The 19250-nt window shown below is 65.1% G+C and carries 17 protein-coding genes and 1 tRNA gene; 6 read left to right on the top strand and 12 right to left on the bottom strand.

Translation table 11 applies throughout. From position 1 onward, the window contains the following. The first annotated feature begins 45 nt into the window (after positions 1-45). Positions 46-1518 (top strand): arylsulfotransferase family protein, encoded by a 1473-nt coding sequence (locus tag QYM46_RS06400; RefSeq protein WP_432791249.1) that lies wholly within the window; start codon positions 46-48, stop codon positions 1516-1518. Positions 1519-1640: 122 nt separating this feature from the next. Beyond that, positions 1641-2360: a rhomboid family intramembrane serine protease gene (locus QYM46_RS06395; protein ID WP_432791248.1), complete on the top strand. Its 720-nt coding sequence runs from the start codon at positions 1641-1643 to the stop codon at positions 2358-2360. Between the two features lie 40 nt (positions 2361-2400). Here QYM46_RS06395 and pth read toward each other — a convergent pair whose 3' ends face one another. The 6 genes from pth to QYM46_RS06365 form a co-directional block, all read right to left on the bottom strand. Then, positions 2401-3000, bottom strand: a complete 600-nt coding sequence (gene pth / locus QYM46_RS06390) for an aminoacyl-tRNA hydrolase (RefSeq protein WP_432791247.1) — start codon at positions 2998-3000, stop codon at positions 2401-2403. 188 nt (positions 3001-3188) lie between these two features. Further along, complete coding sequence (locus QYM46_RS06385) at positions 3189-3833, bottom strand: 50S ribosomal protein L25/general stress protein Ctc (RefSeq protein WP_432791246.1); 645 nt, start codon at positions 3831-3833, stop codon at positions 3189-3191. Positions 3834-3981: 148 nt separating this feature from the next. Then, positions 3982-4998 carry an alpha/beta fold hydrolase gene (locus QYM46_RS06380; RefSeq protein WP_432791245.1) on the bottom strand — a complete coding sequence of 339 codons (1017 nt, stop codon included), beginning with the start codon at positions 4996-4998 and terminating at the stop codon, positions 3982-3984. Between the two features lie 144 nt (positions 4999-5142). Then, positions 5143-6114: a ribose-phosphate diphosphokinase gene (locus QYM46_RS06375; protein ID WP_025777652.1), complete on the bottom strand. Its 972-nt coding sequence runs from the start codon at positions 6112-6114 to the stop codon at positions 5143-5145. Next, on the bottom strand, positions 6107-7564 hold the full coding sequence (gene glmU, locus QYM46_RS06370) for a bifunctional UDP-N-acetylglucosamine diphosphorylase/glucosamine-1-phosphate N-acetyltransferase GlmU (RefSeq protein WP_432791244.1): 1458 nt from the start codon (positions 7562-7564) through the stop codon (positions 6107-6109). The genes QYM46_RS06375 and glmU overlap by 8 nt, the downstream gene beginning before the upstream one ends. A 32-nt stretch (positions 7565-7596) precedes the next feature. Beyond that, positions 7597-7668: transfer RNA gene (locus QYM46_RS06365), tRNA-Gln, on the bottom strand. A gap of 64 nt (positions 7669-7732) precedes the next feature. Between QYM46_RS06365 and QYM46_RS06360 the strand changes: the two genes are divergently transcribed. Both QYM46_RS06360 and QYM46_RS06355 read left to right on the top strand, forming a co-directional pair. Further along, positions 7733-8125: a hypothetical protein gene (locus QYM46_RS06360; RefSeq protein ID WP_169251773.1), complete on the top strand. Its 393-nt coding sequence runs from the start codon at positions 7733-7735 to the stop codon at positions 8123-8125. A 122-nt stretch (positions 8126-8247) separates the two neighbouring features. Next, positions 8248-10797: a UvrD-helicase domain-containing protein gene (locus QYM46_RS06355; protein ID WP_432791242.1), complete on the top strand. Its 2550-nt coding sequence runs from the start codon at positions 8248-8250 to the stop codon at positions 10795-10797. 117 nt (positions 10798-10914) lie between these two features. Here the strand turns inward: QYM46_RS06355 and QYM46_RS06350 are convergent, their stop codons facing one another. The 4 genes from QYM46_RS06350 to purN form a co-directional block, all read right to left on the bottom strand. Next, complete coding sequence (locus QYM46_RS06350) at positions 10915-11097, bottom strand: Rv0909 family putative TA system antitoxin (RefSeq protein ID WP_025779915.1); 183 nt, start codon at positions 11095-11097, stop codon at positions 10915-10917. A gap of 136 nt (positions 11098-11233) precedes the next feature. Continuing rightward, positions 11234-11467, bottom strand: coding sequence for a hypothetical protein (locus QYM46_RS06345; protein WP_432791241.1), 234 nt, complete (start codon positions 11465-11467; stop codon positions 11234-11236). A 106-nt stretch (positions 11468-11573) separates the two neighbouring features. Further along, positions 11574-13118: a bifunctional phosphoribosylaminoimidazolecarboxamide formyltransferase/IMP cyclohydrolase gene (purH, locus tag QYM46_RS06340; RefSeq protein ID WP_432791240.1), complete on the bottom strand. Its 1545-nt coding sequence runs from the start codon at positions 13116-13118 to the stop codon at positions 11574-11576. Between the two features lie 48 nt (positions 13119-13166). Next, positions 13167-13790: a phosphoribosylglycinamide formyltransferase gene (gene purN / locus QYM46_RS06335; protein ID WP_432791239.1), complete on the bottom strand. Its 624-nt coding sequence runs from the start codon at positions 13788-13790 to the stop codon at positions 13167-13169. Between the two features lie 102 nt (positions 13791-13892). Between purN and QYM46_RS06330 the strand changes: the two genes are divergently transcribed. Then, positions 13893-14345 (top strand): hypothetical protein, encoded by a 453-nt coding sequence (locus QYM46_RS06330; protein WP_127364092.1) that lies wholly within the window; start codon positions 13893-13895, stop codon positions 14343-14345. A gap of 107 nt (positions 14346-14452) precedes the next feature. Here the strand turns inward: QYM46_RS06330 and QYM46_RS06325 are convergent, their stop codons facing one another. Further along, positions 14453-15772: a cell division protein PerM gene (locus QYM46_RS06325; protein WP_432791238.1), complete on the bottom strand. Its 1320-nt coding sequence runs from the start codon at positions 15770-15772 to the stop codon at positions 14453-14455. Between the two features lie 115 nt (positions 15773-15887). Between QYM46_RS06325 and QYM46_RS06320 the strand changes: the two genes are divergently transcribed. Beyond that, a complete protein-coding gene (locus QYM46_RS06320; protein ID WP_432791237.1) occupies positions 15888-17684 on the top strand; it encodes a hypothetical protein in 1797 nt (598 codons plus the stop codon). A gap of 133 nt (positions 17685-17817) precedes the next feature. On the opposite strand, the gene QYM46_RS06315 is transcribed toward QYM46_RS06320, so the two are convergent. Continuing rightward, the gene (locus QYM46_RS06315; RefSeq protein ID WP_432791236.1) at positions 17818-19236 is read right to left on the bottom strand and encodes an amidase; all 1419 of its coding nucleotides are present in this window, start codon (positions 19234-19236) and stop codon (positions 17818-17820) included. Positions 19237-19250 lie beyond the last annotated feature (14 nt).

The following is a 19250-nucleotide window of genomic DNA, read 5'->3' as shown; positions in this document are numbered from 1 at the left end:
TGAAGGGCGCGGGGGCCCAAAACGTGTGAAGATGAGCATATGCCGATGAAGAGAACAGTCCTATCAGGCTTGGCCGCAGCGGTTCTCCTGCTCACCGGGTGCACGGCCGATGCCGATGACGACATCGCCGTCGCCGAACGCTGGGACTTCCACTCCCGCCCCGAACTCGCCCCGCCGAAGGTCGACATCGACTCCGGGTCCTTCCCCGACGACGACGGAGATCTGGAGACGTTCCTCGCTCCGAAGGGACAGACGCAGACCGACGACAAGTCCTGGGTGGGCGGCCTCATCCTCGACTCCGCCGGTGACCCGGTGTGGATTCGAGACGAGGCCGAGGCACTGTGGGATCTGCGCGTCCAGGAATATCAGGGGAAGCCGGTGCTCACCTGGTGGGAGGGACTGGCCGAGACCCCGCACACCGCTGGCGAGGTCGTCATCCTCGACGACTCGTATCAGGAGATCGCCCGTGTCGGCATGGGCGGAAAGCTCCCCAAGGACACCTCCGACCTGCACGAGACGACGATCACCGCCGATGACACCATGTTCCTCATCTCCTATGTGAAGACGCAGACGGATCTCAGCTCAGTCGGCGGAGCCGAGGACGGCTGGGCCTGGGAGGGCATCGTCCAGGAGGTCGACATCGCAAGCGGTGATCCCCTGTTCGAATGGCGCTCCCTCGATGCCGTACCCATCGATGAGACCGAGACGGAGCTCAAGGAGGGTGAGGGCACGAAGGACGAACCCTTCGACTACATCCACCTCAACTCCGTGTCCGAGGACGACGACGGCAAGTCCCTACTCGTCTCGGCACGCAATACCCACGCGGTCTACCAGCTCGACCGGACGAGTGCCGATCTCAACTGGGTCCTCGGCGGCAAGGCCTCGGACTTCGAGATGGGCGAGAGCGCACAGTTCGCCTGGCAGCACGATGCCCAGCGCCGGTCCGATGGAACGCTGACCCTGTTCGACAACCATGCCGCGCCTCGGCTCGGCGACACCCGCGGCCTGCGCCTCGACGTCGACGAGAAGAAGAAGCGCGCCGAGGTGGTCACGGAGTATCCCGCCCCCGACGACCGTTCGTCGGGCAGTCAGGGCAACTTCCAGGAGCTGCCGGGCGGCAACGTCGTCCTCGGCTGGGGTTCGGAACCCTACGTCTCCGAGTTCTCCAAGGACGGGAAGCTGCTCGCCGACCTCACCTTCACCGGCGGATCGAACTACCGAGCCTACCGCTTCGACTGGCATGCCCAGCCGACTGCTCCCCCGACCGCTACGAAGTCGCGACCGCAGGCCGACATCACTCGGGTGCACATGAGCTGGAACGGTGCCACTGAGGTGGCTTCGTGGAGGGTGCTCAGCGGAGACGACGAGGAGCACCTGATCGAGAACACCGAGGTCGAACGCACCGGCTTCGAGACGGCGGCGGACATCACCCCGAACGGCTCGACGATCGTCGTCGAAGCCCTCGACGCCGACGGCAAGTCCCTCGGGTCGACCAGGGCGGAGTCCCGGAACAGATAGTTTCAGGGACTTGCCGGGTCGTGAATATTGCGAGTCGATAACGCGACTAACGGTACGATCACGATTGCCCCGGCGGCCCGGATGTTCGGGGTTCTCCAATCTTCATCACTCACAATTGGACCATGAGCTCCGACCACTCCCCTCGTTTCTCCGCCGAGGAATCCCGCCTCCTCTTCGGCCCTGACTCCGCCGATTCCGGATCTCCCCGCTCCGGTCGTTCCGCGAATCCCCCAGTCGCGCACCTGAACACCACCGTCGACCGGCCGCATCTGCTCTCCCGGTTCTCTCCGGTGCTGATCGTCCTGGCCGTCATGTGGGTCATCGAGATCGTCGATACGATCCTCCCCGTCGACCTCGACGCTTTCAGCCTGCAGTCATGGAATCCGCTCTCGCTCTACGGCTTGGTCACCTCGCCGCTGCTGCATTCGGGATTCGGCCATCTGCTGGCCAATACCTTCCCGTTCCTCGTCCTCGGCATCGTCATCGCCTTCGAGGGCAGGCGGCGTTTCTGGACGGTCACGGGCATCACGGCGCTCAGCTCCGGGCTCGGGGCGTGGCTGACCACACTGCCCGGCCAACACATCGTCGGCGCATCGGGCATCGTCTTCGGATTCTTCGGCTACCTCGCGCTGCGCACCTGGTTCACCGATGACCTGCTGCGCAAGATCATCTACTTCGCCATCGGCCTGTTCATCTTCGTCACTTACGGCGCATCGATGATCTTCGGCATGCTGCCCCAGACCAACGACATCTCCTGGCAGGGCCACCTGTTCGGATTCGCCGGCGGCATCGTCGCCGCATGGTGGCTGCACCGCCGCCCGGAGACGCAGAAATCCGCCTGAGTCCAGGGCACCCTATGCTCGATCAGCGCCCGACGTGTGATCAGCGGGAGTGGAACTTCTGCTGCATATCGGTGAGTCCGTTGACGATGAGCTCTTCGACGGCGTCGGCGAGGTCGGAGACGAAGATCGGCAGCGTCGTGCGTTCGTCCTTCGAGAACGGGCGCAGCACATAATCGGCGGTGTCCTGTCGTCCCGGCGGTCGTCCGACTCCCGCTCGCACCCGCAGATAGTCCTTCGTCCCCAGCACCGAGGTCATCGAACGCAGACCGTTGTGCCCGCCCTCTCCCCCGCCGAGCTTGGCTTTGATGGCGTCGAAGGGGATGTCCACATCGTCATGGACGGCGATGATCCGGTCGGTGTCGATTCCGTAGAAGTCCGCCAGCGCGCGCACCGGTCCGCCGGATTCGTTCATATATCCCGTCGAGGTGGCCAACACCACCCGCGGACCGGGCAGTCCCGGAACGCTGCCGGCAGGCAGCCGCCCGGTGCCGACGTTCGCGCGCAGCTTCGTCCGCGTCAGCGTGGTTCCGATGCGAGAGACGAGTTCGGCGATGACCATCTGTCCGATGTTGTGCCGTGTCGTTTCGTACTTGGGGCCGGGATTGCCCAGTCCGAAGACCAACCATGCTTCGTTCGACATTGCCGTCCTTGTCCGTCCTGTCCGTGCCCGCTGACCGGGTGGTGGGGCTTCTGCTCGCCGCCGGGCGAGACAGCTGCCGGGTTCTCTCCTGAGAAACATATTCGGTGGGCCGCCCAACAGGCGACCCACCGAACAGCGTAGTCAGTCAGTGCTCCTCACGGCACCTTGAGTGCCGGGCGGAGAGAAGATCACTCCTCTTCGGAGGCCTCTTCCTCACCGGACTCCTCAGCGGCCTCTTCCTCGGTCGACTCTTCAGCAGTCTCTTCCTCGGCATCGGACTCGGTGTCCATCTCGATCTCTTCGGAGACGTTGACGATGAGCTGCTCTTCGTCGGCGACGAGCTCGACGCCTGCAGGCAGCTCGACCTGGCCGGCCAGGAGGTGCTCGCCCGCGGGACGGCCTTCGATGGAGACCTCGATGAGCTCGGGCAGCTTGGTCGCATCGGCCTTGACGGCGATGGTCGACTCTTCCTGCGAGACCATGGTGCCGGGAGCGGCTTCACCGATGACGTGGACGGGCACGTCGACCTCGATCTTCTCGCCGCGCTTGACGATGATCAGGTCGAGGTGTTCGATATCGCGACGGACGGGTTCGATCTGCACGTCACGCGCAATGGCGAGGACGTTCTTCGATCCGTCGGTGCTTTCGATCTCGAGCAGAGCGTTGGCGTGCTTGAGAGCCAGCATGGTGGCGTGGCCCTCGAGCGACACGTGCACGGGATCTCCGCCGTGACCGTAGATGACAGCGGGGATGCGTCCCGCGCGGCGGATGCGGCGCGCTGCGCCCTTGCCGAACTCGTTGCGAGCTTCGGCCAGAAGTTTGAAGTCAGCCATTTTCTCTCCTTCGTGGTGAACTTACCTTCGAGCACCACGGCGAAACAGCCTGAGCACCCACGCGAACGTCGAACCCCGTGGGCTCGCTTCGTGGGACAGGACCGCGTCGATCACGGAGACATCAGTCTCCCTCGCCGAGGCAACCCGGCTATTCTACGGCACCGTCCGTCTCGGCACCAATCCGAGAGGTCACAGCCGCAGCACACGCGTCGATTCCCGATTCGGTGAGAAGGATGTCGTAATGGTTCGTCCCCTGCACGTCGACGATGTCCATCCGCGGCCACTGACGAGCGAAGTCCTCGGTCGTCTCCGGCGGGTACAGTCCCGGCTCGGCGGCGACGAGGTCGCGTTCGGCGAAGAGGAAGACCACCTCGGCCTGGGAGTCATGACTGCCCATGACCGTATCCAGGGCTTCCCGGTAGGCGGAGCCGGTGTACATATCGGCCGAATCGGCCTGCATCGCCTCCACCGAGGTCGACGGCTGGAACGAGTGATCGTCCTTGGCCGCCAGATCGTAGACGAAGCTCTCGGTCGCCACGGTGTCGAGGCCGTCGACGAACGCGGGATGAGCGGCGAAGAACGCCAAGTACTCCTCCACACTGCCGAAGCTCATCGACAGCCGCTCAGCGGCCGGGCCGAGGACCGCGGCGATGAGGTCATCGGTGTCGAGGTCCTCATCGTTGAGATCATCGACCGGGCCGTCACCATGGGGCTGCCCCACCGGCAGGGGAAGGCCCCCGTCGATGAGGACGGGTCCGCGGAAACGGCGGGCCGCCTCGGCGCCGGTCTCAAGGTTCTGCCCGTCCGCCGTTCCGGCCAAGGTCATCGCGACGAACCCGCCCATGGAATGCCCGACCAGGGTGACCGGGCCCTCAGGAGCGAAGGCATCGACGGCGGCGATGACATCCTGCGCATGGGCGGCCATCCCGAACGGGCCGGGGAGGGTACGGGAGTCGGCTCGTCCGCGCAGGTCGGGGCCGATGATGCGGACGCCGGGCAGGGCGGAGACGAGGCCCGCGAAGAAGAGGTGGTTGGAGGTGATGCCGTGGATGACGCATACGGTGGGGACACGGCCGGGACCGCTCGCCACCGGCTCCCACACGCCCACGGACAGCTGTCCGCCGGGGACGTCCACGCGGTATCGGTTGTAATCGTGTGAGGACATCGTCCCTGATCCCTTCGCCGAAGTCTTGCCTCCAGTGTAGGACCTCACGGCAGTCCAGACGATGCGAACCCCGAGCCGCATCGACTCGGGGTTCGCATCAGATCCGGCGCGACTGCGCGGATCACGGGGCCTCAGCCTTCGGGATCAGACCTCGAAGAGGCTCGTGACCGATCCGTCTTCGAAGACCTCGTGCACGGCACGAGCGATGAGCGGAGCGATCGAGAGCACGGTGAGCTTGTCGAAGATCTTGTCCTCGCTCAGCGGCAGAGTGTTCGTGACGATGACCTCTTCGGCCACGGAGTTCGACAGGCGTTCGACGGCCGGGCCGGAGAACACGGCGTGGGTGGACACGACGATGACCCCTTTGGCACCGGCTGCCATGCAGGCATCGGCGGCCTGGACGATGGTGCCGCCGGTGTCGATCATGTCGTCGACGAGCACGCAGGTGCGCCCCTCGACCTCACCGACGACGCGGTTGGCCTTGGTCTCGTTCGGTCGGGTGATGTCACGGGTCTTGTGGATGAAGGCCAGCGGCACTCCGCCCAGCGAGTTCGACCAGTTCTCGGCGACCTTGATGCGGCCGGCGTCCGGCGAGACCACGGCGAGGTCGCCCGGGTACTTGTCCTTGACGTAGCCGGCGAGGATCGGCATAGCGATGAGGTGGTCGACAGGGCCGTCGAAGTAGCCCTGGATCTGCGCGGTGTGCAGGTCGACGGTGATGATGCGGTCGGCGCCGGCGGTCTTGTACAGATCGGCGACGAGGCGGGCGGAGATCGGTTCGCGTCCGCGGTGCTTCTTGTCCTGCCTGGCGTACGGGAAGAACGGGGCGATGACGGTGATGCGCTTTGCCGAAGCACGCTTGAGCGCGTCGACCATGATCAGCTGCTCCATCAGCCATTCGTTGATGGGAGCGCAGTGGGACTGCAGGACGAAGACGTCGCTGCCGCGCACTGACTCGGAGTAGCGGACGTAGATCTCGCCGTTCGCGAAGTTGTAGATGTCGGTGGGGAGGAGTTCGGTCCCCAGATTCTCCGCGACTTGTTCGGCGAGTTCGGGATTCGCCCGACCGCTGACCAGGACGAGCTTCTTATCGCCCGCCGTCGTTATCTCATTCACTGATCCGTTCCCCTTCGGACGCGTTTTCGGCTGCCTGCGCTGCAGGCGTGCCGGGACGGTTTGTCTGGACCCAGCCCTCCAGGTTGCGCTGCGGGGCCACCGAGATGGCCAGCGCTCCTGCAGGGACATCCTTGCGCACCGTCGTGCTTGCACCCGAATAGGCGCCGTCGCCCACGGTGACAGGGGCGACATACATATTGTCCGAGCCCATGCGTGCATGCTTGCCGATGACGGTGCGGTGCTTGTTGACGCCGTCGTAGTTGACGAACACCGAGGCGGCTCCGATGTTCGAGCCCTCTCCGATCTCCGCATCGCCGACGTAGGAGAGATGGGGCACCTTCGCACCCTTGCCGATGTCGGCGTTCTTCGTCTCCACGAAGGTGCCGATCTTTCCGGACTCGCCGAGTTTGGTGCCCGGGCGCAGGTAGGCGAACGGTCCGACGTTGGCTTCCGGGCCGACGACGGCGAGTTCGCCGTGGGTGCGCACGACCTGTGCGTTCTCCCCCACTCCGGTGTCCTTGAGCGTGGTGTCGGGGCCGACGACGGCACCGGCTCCGATGTCGGTGGCGCCCAGCAGCTGGGTGCCCGGCAGGATCGTCGCATCAGCAGCGATGGAGACATCGACGTCGATCCATGTGGTGTCGGGATCGATGATGGAGACTCCGGCACGCATGAACTTCTCGCACTGCCGGCGGTTGAGCTCTTTGCCGAGGTTCGCCAGCTGCACGCGGTCGTTCGCTCCCTCGACCTGCCACAGGTCGTCCGTGGCGGTGGCGGCGACGGACAGACCGGCCTGGCGGGAGAAGCCGATGACATCGGTGAGGTATTTCTCACCCTGCGCGTTGTCGGTGGTCAGAGAGGCCAGGCCCTGCCGCAGTGCGGAGGCGTCGAAGGCGTAGATTCCGGAGTTGATCTCACGGATGGCCCGTTCGGTCTCGCTCGCATCCTTCTGCTCGACGATGCTCAGCAGGGATCCGTTCGCATCGCGGACGATGCGGCCGTACCCGGTCGGGTCGTCCACCTCGGCGGACAGGACGGTCACGGCGTTGGCGTCGGATTCATGGATCTCGACGAGCCCGTTGATCGTCTCCGTGGTCAACAGGGGCACATCGCCGTATGTGACGACGACGGTTCCGCTGAGGTCCTCGGGCAGCTGTGTCAGTGCGCATTCGGTGGCCCGTCCGGTGCCCGGGACGTCATCCTGGTCGGCGATGAGCAGGCTCTGCTGGGAGGTGACGGAAAGGGAGTCGAGGTGGGCGACGAGCTGATCGCGTTCGTGGCGGACGACGACGATGAGATGGTCGGGAGAGGTTCCCGCCGCTGCGGCGACGGAGTGGTGGAGCAGGGAGCGTCCGCCGATGGGATGCATCACCTTGGGAAGAGCCGACTTCATTCGAGTGCCTTGGCCCGCTGCCAGAACGATGACGGCGGTCGGATGAGTCTGCGACATAGTTGAATCCTTCGCATGTCGGTTTGGGCCAGCTCCGCCCATAGGATTCGAACCTATACTGCACGGCTCCAAAGGCCGGCGTGCTGCCATTACACCAGGGCGGAACAGCGTGCACCAGTAGAGGGGCCCGCGCTCACGAGACACCATCATGCCACTACGATTAACTGTATGGAAATTCTACGCGAGATTCTGCTGACCCTGCATCTGCTGGGCATGGCCATCATCGTCGGCGGCTATTTCACCGTCGTCCGCTCCCCCAGAGTGATGCCGGGAATGCTGCACGGCGCCTATCTGCAGCTGATCACAGGTCTGCTGCTCATGGGCCTGGCCGAGATGGGCGATGACGACGTCAATCATATGAAGCTCGGCATCAAACTGGTCGTGGCGATCCTCGTCACCGTCTTCGCCTTCATCGGCAACAAGAAGCAGAAGGCCTTCGCCGCCTCTGCCCCTGCCGAAAGCGGGGCAGGCGTGAAGGTGGCGAACCCGTCGGCAACCATGGCTCACCTGGTGGTGGCCTTCGCGGTGATCAACGTCATCGTAGCCGTCTTCATCCACTGACCCTCCCCAATTGCTACCTGACGGCGGCCCAGCAACCTCGCGCGAGGTTGCTGGGCCGCCGTCAGGTAGTTCTGAGGGGTGTGGAGGTCGTGTCCGGGGCTGACGGTATCGTTGGGGGCGACATGACTGCTGCAGCTGAACACACCGACCATGCCGCCGGCGCCGACTCCCGGGCGGCCGAACTCCTCACCGGGCTCAACCCCAGGCAGCGCGAGGCCGTGATCCATACGGGATCCCCGCTGCTCATCGTCGCCGGGGCCGGATCGGGCAAGACGACCGTGCTCACCCGACGCATCGCCTACGCCCTGGCCACCGGTCGAGCCCATCCCGGCGAAGTCCTGGCGATCACGTTCACGAACAAGGCCGCCAAGGAGATGGCCGAACGCGTGTCCTCGATCGTCGGGCCCGCTTCCCGCGCCATGTGGGTCTCGACCTTTCACTCCTCGTGCGTGCGCATCCTCCGCCGCGAGGCGAAGGTGCTGGGCATGAAGTCGAATTTCACGATCTACGACGCCCAGGATGCGCAGCGGCTCGTTGCCCAGATCCTCAAGGAGCTCGGACTCGACACGAAGAAGTACGCTCCGCGGGCGATCCTGCACCGGATCTCGAATCTCAAGAACGAACTGCAGACCCCCGATGACTTCGTCCCGCGGCCCAACAATCCCGCCGACGAGGTGCTCGCCGACGTCTTCAAGCGCTACACCTCCCGCCTGCGGCTGGCCAATGCCTTCGACTTCGACGACCTCATCGCAGAGACCGTCCATCTCTTCGGCGCCTTCCCCGAGGTGGCCGATTCCTACCGCCGTCGGTTCCGCCATATCCTCGTCGACGAGTACCAGGACACGAACCCGGCACAGTACGCCCTGATCAAGGCCCTCGCCGGTGACGGTGCGGGAGGTCCGACGGGAGCCGAACTCACCGTCGTCGGCGACGCCGACCAGTCGATCTATGCCTTCCGCGGCGCCACGGTGCGCAATATCGTCGAATTCGAGAAGGACTTCCCGAACGCGGACACCATTCTGTTGGAACAGAACTACCGGTCGACGCAGAACATCCTCGACGCCGCCAACGCCGTGATCGCGAACAACGACGACCGTCGGGAGAAGAAGCTGTGGACCTCGGAGGGCTCCGGCGAACAGATCGTCGGCTGGGTGGCCGAGAACGAACAGGGTGAAGCCCGGTTCATCGTCGACCGCATCGATGACCTCATCGATGAAGAGAAGTACACCTACGGAGACTTCGCGGTCTTCTATCGCACCAACGCACAGTCACGCGCCATCGAAGACGCACTGGTCCGCTCCGGAATCCCGTACAAGGTCGTCGGCGGCACCCGCTTCTACGAGCGCAAGGAGATCAAGGACGCCCTCGCTTATCTGCGCGTCGTCGCCAACCCCGATGACGACGTCAACCTGCGCCGCATCCTCAATGTGCCCAAACGCTCCATCGGCGACCGCACCGAGGGCATCATCGCCGACTTCGCCGACCGAGAGAACATCAGCTTCTATACCGCCCTGGGCCGCCTCGACGAGATTCCGCATCTGAGTTCGCGCGCCCTGACGTCGGTGCAGAAGTTCTACGACCTCATGCAGGATCTGCGCTCCACCGCCGAGTCCTCCCCGCTCTCCCGCGTCATCGAGGCGATCCTCGAACAGTCCGGATACCTCGAATCCCTGCAGAAGAGCACCGACCCGCAGGACGAATCCCGAGTCGACAACCTCGCCGAGCTCGTCGCCGTGGCCGAGGACTTCGTCGCCACTCGCGAAGCCGCCGCGGTCGCCGAACCGGACACCCCGGATGACAGCGACACAGACAACGGCGCCGAGGCGACCGCCGAAGATCCGACCGCTGCAGAGACCGAAACCCCCGCCGAGGCGGTCGATCCCGACGTCGATGACGCCGGTTCCGCTGACGCCTCTACCGCCCCAGGCGTCGGCGCGGCGGCCATCGATCAGTTCCTCGAGCAGGTGGCTCTGGCCTCGGATACGGATCAGATCCCCGATGCCGAACTCGGCCAGGTCACGCTGATGACTCTGCACACGGCCAAGGGCTTGGAGTTCCCGGTGGTCTTTCTCACCGGGCTCGAAGACGGAGGATTCCCGCATTCGCGTTCCTTTGAGAATCCGCAGGAGCTGTCGGAAGAACGACGTCTGGCCTATGTCGGGCTCACCCGAGCTCGGCAGCGGCTGCTCGTCACTCGCGCCGAAACACGGAGCATGTGGGGTCAGCCTCAGTACAATCCGCCGAGCCGGTTCCTCTCCGAGATCCCGGAGAACCTCATCAACTGGGAGAACACGGGAAGCTTCTCCGGTGGCTTCGGGTCCAGAGGCTTCGGCTCCGGTGGTTACGGTTCCAGTGGATTCGGCTCCGGCGGTTACGCCTCCGGCGGCTACTCCGGCGGTTTCGGGTCGTCGCGGTCGTCCGGCGGCAGTTCCCGCTCACGCTCGAGTGCGAGTTCATCGACACCGGTCGCCGGATTCCCCAACCGGATCCGCCCCAACCGCGAGGTCATCTCCGTCGAGGTCGGCGAGAAGGTCTCACACGAGTCCTTCGGGCTCGGCACCGTCACCGAGGTCAATGGCCTCGGAGACAAGACCGTGGCCGTCGTCGACTTCGGCTCGGCCGGATCGAAGCGGCTGCTGCTGCGCTACGCCCCGATCGACAAACTCAGCTGAGCCGACCGCTTCGGTGGACGCACGGTCCGGCACCGTGCCGCGAATAGAGAGAGCGCCGAGGAGAACTCACGTTCTCCTCGGCGCTCATCCATGCCGGACGCGGCTATGGCTCAAAGATCATTCGTTGCCCAATTTGCCATCGGCACCTTCGCGACCCTGGTTGATCTGGTCTTCGAATTTTCCGCCGGTGGCGTTGTTGGCGGCGTCAGCAGCCTTGTCCAGGCCCTGGTCGCTGATCTCTTCACCCTTATCGCTATTCAGGGCGTCCTTGGCTTTGTTCGTAAGATCGTCGAGTCCCATGCTGTCTCCTTTCATCGGAAAAGGTTCTGAGCGAACCTCTGACGCCACTCACCTTGCCATTGTTACCGGCGTGGCAACACCTGCGCGTCGCAGTTCTCAGCGAATGCACATAAAGAATGTCGCCGAGACCGAATCATCAGCGGGTCAATGGCACGAGGAACGCCAGCACGACCAGCAGTCCGGCGAACAGCAGACAGGTAGCGATGTCAGCGGTCTTCGACCGGTTCGTCCACACATCGGTCCACGGCGGCATCGCCCGGAACCCGGCGAGCCCGGCGGGGACGACCGCGAGGACGACAGCACCGAGGCGGAAGTCGACGATGGAGTACGCCGCTGCCGCGGCGACGCCCAGAAGACAGCCGAGCAGCACCCAATCACGCCTGGTGGGATGCGCGTACCGCCGTTTCCAATAGATCCATCGTTTCGAGATCGGCCCTCTCCCCCGCCGTGCATGGCGGGGATGAGGCCGTTTCATCTCAGTGGAAGAAATGGCGGCTCCCGGTCAGGTACATCGTGACTCCGGCCGCCTCCGCAGCCGCGATGACCTCATCGTCGCGGATCGATCCGCCCGGCTGCACCACGGCGGTGACTCCTGCATCGATGAGGATCTGCAGACCGTCGGGGAACGGGAAGAAGGCGTCCGAGGCAGCGACCGCTCCCGTGGCGCGTTCGGCTCCGGCACGTTCGACGGCGAGTTTGGCCGAGTCGACGCGGTTGACCTGACCCATTCCCACACCCACCGAGGCACCGTCCTTGGCGAGCAGGATGGCGTTCGACTTCACGGCCCGCCCGGCCTTCCACGCGAATTCGAGATCCGCGAGGACCTCGGGTGCAGCTGCCGGACCGGCGACCAGGGTCCAGTTCTCGACGGAGTCACCGTCGGCTTGGAAAGCGTCACGGTCCTGGACGAGGAATCCACCGCTGATCGGCTTGACCTCGTCTGTGGGCACAGCGATGTCGCCGAGTTCGAGCAGTCGCAGGTTCTTCTTCGTCGCAAGTACCTCTAGCGCCTCGGCGCTGAACGACGGAGCCGCCAGGCATTCGGTGAAGATCGGCTTGATCGAGGCGGCCAGTTCGGCGTCGACCTCCCGGTTCGTGGCGATGACACCGCCGTAGGCCGACAGCGGATCGCATTCGTGGGCGGCCTTGTGCGCCGCGGCTGCGGTCTCACCGACGGCGAGTCCGCAGGGATTCGCGTGCTTGATGATGGCCACGGCCGGCTGGTCGAAATCGAACGCGGCGCGGATTGCGGCATCGGTGTCCGTGTAGTTGTTGTACGACATCGCCTTGCCGCCGAGCAGTCTCGCCCCCGCGATTCCCACGGTTCCGTCGGAGTAGACGGCCGCCGCCTGGTGCGGGTTCTCTCCGTACCGCAGGTCGGCGATCTTCTCCCCGGTGAGACCGGCGAATGCGGCCTTCTCATCGGTGGCGAGCTGCGCGGCGAACCAGGAGGCGACCGCCGAGTCGTAGGCCGCGGTGTGGGCGAAGGCGCGGGCGGCGAAGGTGCGACGGGCCTCAAGGTCGAAGCCGTGACCGGCAGCAGCGTCGAGAACGGCCGAATAGTCAGCCGGATCGGTCACGACGGTGACCGTGGGATGGTTCTTCGCCGCCGCACGCACCATCGAGGGACCGCCGATGTCGATCTGTTCGATGCAGTCATCGAAGCCGGCTCCGCTGGCGACGGTGTCGGCGAACGGGTAGAGGTTGACGACGACGAGGTCGAAGGGTTCGATCTCGAGTTCGGACAGCTGCTCGAGATGCTCGGGCTTGCGGGAGTCAGCGAGGATGCCGGCGTGGACGCGGGGGTGCAGGGTCTTGACTCGTCCTTCGAGGCATTCGGGGAACCCGGTGAGCTCTTCGACCTTCGTCACCGCGGCTCCCGCCTCGGCGATCTTCGCAGCCGTGGATCCGGTCGACACGATCTGGACTCCGGCTGCGTGGAGACCGCGAGCCAGCTCCTCCAGCCCGGTCTTGTCGTAGACGCTGATCAGCGCTCTCTTGATCGCGCGGGTTCCTGTCACAGATCCTCCTCGAGGTTCGGTTGCCGGTCGGTTCTTCTCACGGCGGGGTCAGTGGGCGGTCATCGCCGAGGCGACATATCCGCGGACATGTCGACCGTCGACGACGAGGTCGGTATGGGCCAGGTGTGCGAGCAGGCGCACGAGTTCGTCGCGTTCACGGGCTTTGATGTTCTCGTGCACGGTCTCCTCGGTGTCGTCATCGCCGATGGGCACCGCGTACTGGGTGATGATCGGTCCGGTGTCGACTCCTGCGTCGACGAGGTGGATGGTTCCACCGGTCAGCTTCACCCCGTGGGCGAGCGCGTCGCGGACTCCGTGAGCGCCCGGGAACGATGGCAGCAGCGCCGGGTGGGTGTTGATGATCCGGGATGGGAAGGCGTCGACGAAGACGGGACCGAGGATGCGCATGAATCCGGCGGAGACCACCCAGTCGGGGGCAAGCTCGGCCACCGTGTCCTTCAGTGCCCGGTTCCATTCGTCACGGTCGGCGAAGTCCTTGGGTCGGACGACGAATGTGGGAATCGCATGCCGTTCTGCCCGCTGCAGGACCCCGGCGGTGGTCGAGTCGGCTCCGATGGCGACGATATCGACTCCGCGGGTCCCATCGGCGAATGCGTCGATGACAGACTGCGTGAGGGTACCGGATCCTGATGCCAGAAGAACGATGCGCACCCGCACAGTCTAACGTCTGCAATACGTGGACGATGCTCGGCGGTCACCGTGCGGACACGGGCTGCCGAGGCATTTGTCAGTCGACTGTGAGAAACTGATCCGGTGACGTCACCGCAGAATACCGAAGAGAAGAAGGCGCCGACTCCCGAAGAGGAGGCACAGGCCGCACCCGCACGGCATGGACTGGTCCTGATACTGCTGATCCTCGCCTCGGTGCTGACGTTCACGTATCAGCTGCCGTTCAAGCTCGCCGCCATCGGCTTCGCCGTCGCCGCGGTCGTGTGGTCGGTGAAGTACATCGTCGCCGTCGTCAGGGCCAAGCAGCGCCGGAACATGTCCTTGGGCATCCTCGGCGGTCTGCTCAGCATCTATCTCATCTTCTCCACGATGTCCTCGGTCATCCTCTGGCCGGTGCAGTCGAAGTACGAAGAATGCCTGCGCGATGCGATCACCCAGCAGGCCCAGATCTCGTGCACGAGCGACTATCAGTCCGGCCTGGGCGACTGGTTCAAGCAGATCACCGGCCAGGACCTCGATCTGCCCGGCACCAACTGATCCACGGGGCCCGGACTCGATCCTTCAGCGCTGTCCTTCAGCGCTGCTCCCCTCACCGAGGATGCCCTCGACTCACGCTTGACCCCTCACCGAGGCGGCATTCCCGTCTATCGCGGTTCGTCGTCGCTGACGACGCTGTCGACCGGCTCCGGCTCGTCCTCGCCGAATGCCTCTGATCTGTCTGCCTCGTCGAAGGCATCCTCGTCGTCGTCTCCATCCTCGTCGTCATCGGCGGAATCCGAGTCGACGGCGTGCAGACCGGAGAGTCTGATCAAGAGGAGTCCGACGGTCATGCCCGCACCGATCCATCCCGTGATCGCCGGTGCCGACGTCAGTGCCGAGGGTCCGAACCCGGACAGACCCAGTGGGCCCATGGCTCCGCCGGCGAACAGGGCGAGGACCTCGAAGGTGACGAACAGTATCCCGATCGCGATTCCCAGTCCGGTCCACGACTGCTCGGCGATGTCGCGGGCTCGGTCGCGGCCGAGGATGACGCACAGCAGGCCGAGCAGCACAAGGAGTCCCGGTGCGGCCGCCGTCCACGCCGGATAGTCCCCGCTCAGCAGCTGCAGCACGTGCACATCGGGCACCGGAGCAGAGGTCGAGGTGAATGCCGAGCTCGTCCCGGCCCCACCGATGCCCACTCCCGTCCCGGCGGTCCATGACACGGCTGAGTAGATGATGCTCGGAGCGAAGAGCACCTGGACGACGATGAGGCCGATGCCGGCGGCGACCGGTGAGCTGTAGACCTGCAGAGTATCGGCGACGTCGCTCCAGCGGATCGCGATTCCGACGAGGAGCACGATCACGCCGAGTGCCACGGTTGCCCACAGCAGACGGCGGACGAGTCGGACGGCGACGTTCCAAGTCTCATCGGCGATCATGGACAGTCCGGGAATGTCACCGATTCCGCGGACCCGAATGAGTGCCCAGGCCACAGCCGTGAGGAGGAAGAGGACGAGCCGGAGGAATCCGAATGGCGTCACCGTGGCCTGCCCGACCAGGATCGCCAGCACCAGCAGAGGACCCGTGTAGGCCACGACGTAGGTGCCCAGAGCCGTTCCCATGAGTGCCCACCATCCGCCGGGGTCGTCCTCGCTCTCGGTCGGACTGTCCGCTGCCGTGCCGCGGGCGACTCGTTTGGCGCCCGCCGCCACCAGCAGCCACAGGCCGAGGGTCACGAGACTCGGTGCGAGTGAGAAGTCGAATCCGAGGGTCGAGACGCTCAGCCCTGACACCGTCGCCCACAGTGCGAACGCCCATTCGGGAATCGCCGAGTAGGGCAGCTGCGAGCCGAGTCCGATGATCCAGAAGACGGTGGCGATGACGAATCCTGCGGGCACGACGATGAGATCGATCTTCACGACTTCCATGAGGACCGCGAGGATCGTCCGACGGTAGGGCTGAGGGTGTGGAGAAGTGTGCATCAGGACCATTTTCGCTTAACCCGTCTCGGCTTCCCGGTATTGACCACGCGATTCCCTGTTCCGGGAAGTACAATTGCGCCAGGACAGGCTTGTACACGCAAAGGATGACCCCACGATGAGCAACGGGAACGATCACCCCAATTTCCCGCCACCACCCAGCGAGCCTCCGGAGACCGGCGGACCGAAGCCTGAGTCGGAGCCGCCGACGGACGAGGACCTTCCGGATTCGACCTCCGGCGACACCCCCTCGGCGTCCGATGGTCCGACTCAGTCCGGCAGCGGCGCCTCGGTGCCCGATGACCAGGCACCTCCACTGGGATCCCCGACCGGCGATACGCCGTCACGTCCCACCGTCGCCCCTGCCTCTCCACAACAGAACCAGCCACCGCTGTACTCGGGTCCCGGCGCACAGAACGATGAGCCCTTCGGCCCCGGTCCGCAGGGCGGAGCGAATGGCCCGCACGGCCCACAGGCGGGCCCCTTCCCCGCTGCCCCGTCTCCCGGTGGCCCGGCACAGAGTGGGCAGGTCCCGAACGGCGGTTACCCCGGCGCCCAGCCGCAGGACGGGCAGCAGCCAGGCGGCCAACAGTCGGGCGGGCAGCAGCCAGGCGGCCAGTACTCGAATGCGGCTTATCCGGGAGCACAGAATCAGCCCCCGTACCCCGGCGCCCAGAACCAGCCGGGTCCGTACAACTCCGCCCAGAACCAGTCCGGGCAGTACCAGACGGGGTCGGGTCCGAACGCCCAACAGACAGGATCCGGCCCGTCCCAGGGGATACCGCAGCCGGCTCCGGCCCCGGGCTTCGCCGGCGGACAGAGCACTGCCACGCGGGCCGAGAATCGCCCCGAGAAGAAGAAGGGCAAGCTTCCCCTCTTCATCACTCTCGGCGCGGTCGCACTCGTCATCATCCTCGTCCTCGTCGGGTTCTTCGTCATCGGCAGCGTGAACAAGAACAAGTACGGACCCGACAAGGTCGCCGAAGACTACGTCGAAGCCCTGAACAAGGGTGACTTCGCGGCCGCAGAGAAGATCGCACCCTCCGCACGCCCGGAGGGCACGAACCTCGACCTGCTGCAGAAGGAATTCACCGATTCCTCCTCGGCGAAGATCGAGAAAGCCAGGGTGGAATCGTCGAAGACAGACGGAGACAAGGGAACCGTCGTCGTCTCCTACGAGCTCGACGGCAGCCCCTACAATGTCGAGCTCTCCGCGACGAAGGACGGCAAGCAGGACCTGTTCTTCGACAAGTGGACGATGGAGGGCCCCGACCTCAACGTCATCTCCCTCGATATTCCCGCCGCCGACGGTCTTTCCGTCAACGGCGAGGACTACAAAGCGAAGTCGGGCACCACCTCGTTCGCCGTCTACCCCGGCAGCTACGACTTCACGATCCCGAAGAGCAAATGGATCTCAGAGGCGTCCGATACGGCCAAGGTGAACTTCCCGAAGGCCTTCGCTCCCGGTGGACAGCCGAATACGGGTCAGGTGTCACCCACCACCCTCAACCTCGATCTGTCCCCGACCGGCGCCTTCGACAAGGAAGTTCAGAAACAGGTCGAGAAGGAGCTCAAGAAGTGCTTCGACAACAAGAGCATCGAGCCGAAGTGCGACTTCATCAAGTACGACCCGACCGAGATTCCCGTCGGCGGTTCGGACAAGAAGCTCGATGATCTGGCGAAGAAGAACACCGCCGACTGGAACATGAAGGAGATGCCGAAGGTCAAGGCGAGCTTCGGCACCGGAGACACGAGCACCGGCTCGTTCTTCACCGAGGAGCCCGGCAAGTTCGACTTCTCCGTCGACGGCAAGAGGGCCGGATCCTCGTACTTCTCCAACGGCAACTCCCTGTCGGTGTCCGGAAGCGTGAAGATCGACGGAGACAAGCTCTCAGTCGAATTCTTCGACTTCTGATCCCGGAGTCCGCCGCCTCGGTGCCGTGCGCCTCCCCAAGGTGAGGCATCACCGTCACCGAGGCGGCACCTCAGACACAGCGGGCCTGTGACGACCGTTCCCCGGTCGTCACAGGCCCGCTGTCGTCGTTCTCTCAGCCCACCACCGACCGTGTCGGCAGCTCGAGTCCGGCCGCGGCCTCGAACCAGGCGCCGGCGGCCATGACGAGTTCGTCGGCGAACCGCCGTCCGGCGATCTGCACACCGATGGTCCGACTGTCATCCATGAACCCGGCCAGCACCGTTGCCGCCGGCTGTTCGGACATGTTGAACGGCATGGTGAAGCCGATATGGCCCATCGGTTCGTGCACGTGCGGGTACGGCATGGGCTGCTCGGCCGGGAATGCCGCATCCGGAGCCGTCGGAGAGATCACCAGGTCGAATTCGGCTGTGGCGGTGATCGTCCGACGCCGGATCTCCTGAACACTGTGATAGCAGCGCATCAGCTCGACTCCGCTGGTGTCGGCCCCATCCTGAGCCCACTGTCGGATATAGGGCAGGATGAGCGCCTGTTCGTCGACGGGCAGCGCCTTGAGGTCGGCCCACGATCGCACCCGCCAGAACAGGTCCATGTCATGGAGCAGATCATCGTCGATGAACGGATCGAGCGTGACGATTTCGGCTCCGGCAGCGGAGAACCTCTCGGCCGCCTCGGTGACGGCAGAACGCACCTGTGCATCGGCGGCGACGCCGCACCCGGCGTCGAGCTGGACACCGATGCGCAGTCCCTGCGGATCGAACGTCGCAGTCGACTCCCTGCCCGGCAGAGATTGCGCGTCATCGGAGGCGAAGCGCGGAAGCCGCGAATAGTCGCGATCGTCAGGGGCGGAGATGATGTCCATGGCGGCTTTGACATCGGCCGTCGTCCGCGCGAGCGGTCCTGCACACCTGCCCAGATAGGGGGCGTCGAGCGGGACTCGACCGAAGCTGGGTTTGAGTCCGGCCAGACCGAGCCAGGTGCACGGCAGGCGGATGGACCCGCCGATGTCGGAGCCGATGTGGATGGGTCCGTATCCGGCCGCCGCTGCGGCTCCGGCGCCGGCGCTCGACCCTCCGGTCGTCAGGTTCGGGTCAAGGGGCGAGCGGGTGATTCCGTGCAGAGAGGACACACCTGAGGAGAGCATTCCCCAGTCGGGCATCGTGGTCGATCCGAGGATGACGGCGCCGGCTTCTTCGAGGCGCTGGGTGATCGGCGCGTCGTGGTCGGCCACCGGAATCTCCGCCCACGCATGGCCGCTGGGCAGCGGGACTCCGCGGCGTGCGATGTTCTCTTTGATCGTCACGGGAACCCCGTCGAGGTCGCTCAGCGGGCGGCCCTCACGCCACCGGGCGGCGCTGGCCGCGGCGGCGTCTCGGGAGCGGTCGTCGTCGCGGTGGAACAGCGCATTGATGGTCGGTTCGCAGTCGTTCATGCGGTCGACGACCGCGGAGTGCACATCGAGCGGGTCGAAGTCCCCGCCGGCGAAACCGGCCGCCAGTTCGGCCGCACTGTGGTCGGCAAGCGTTGTGGTCATGTGCTGCCCTTTCT

Source organism: Brevibacterium sp. K11IcPPYGO002, assembly GCF_050920635.1.
Lineage (GTDB): Bacteria > Actinomycetota > Actinomycetes > Actinomycetales > Brevibacteriaceae > Brevibacterium.
Note: the sequence above shows the minus strand (reverse complement) of the source record. Positions and strands in the feature narration are given on the sequence as shown.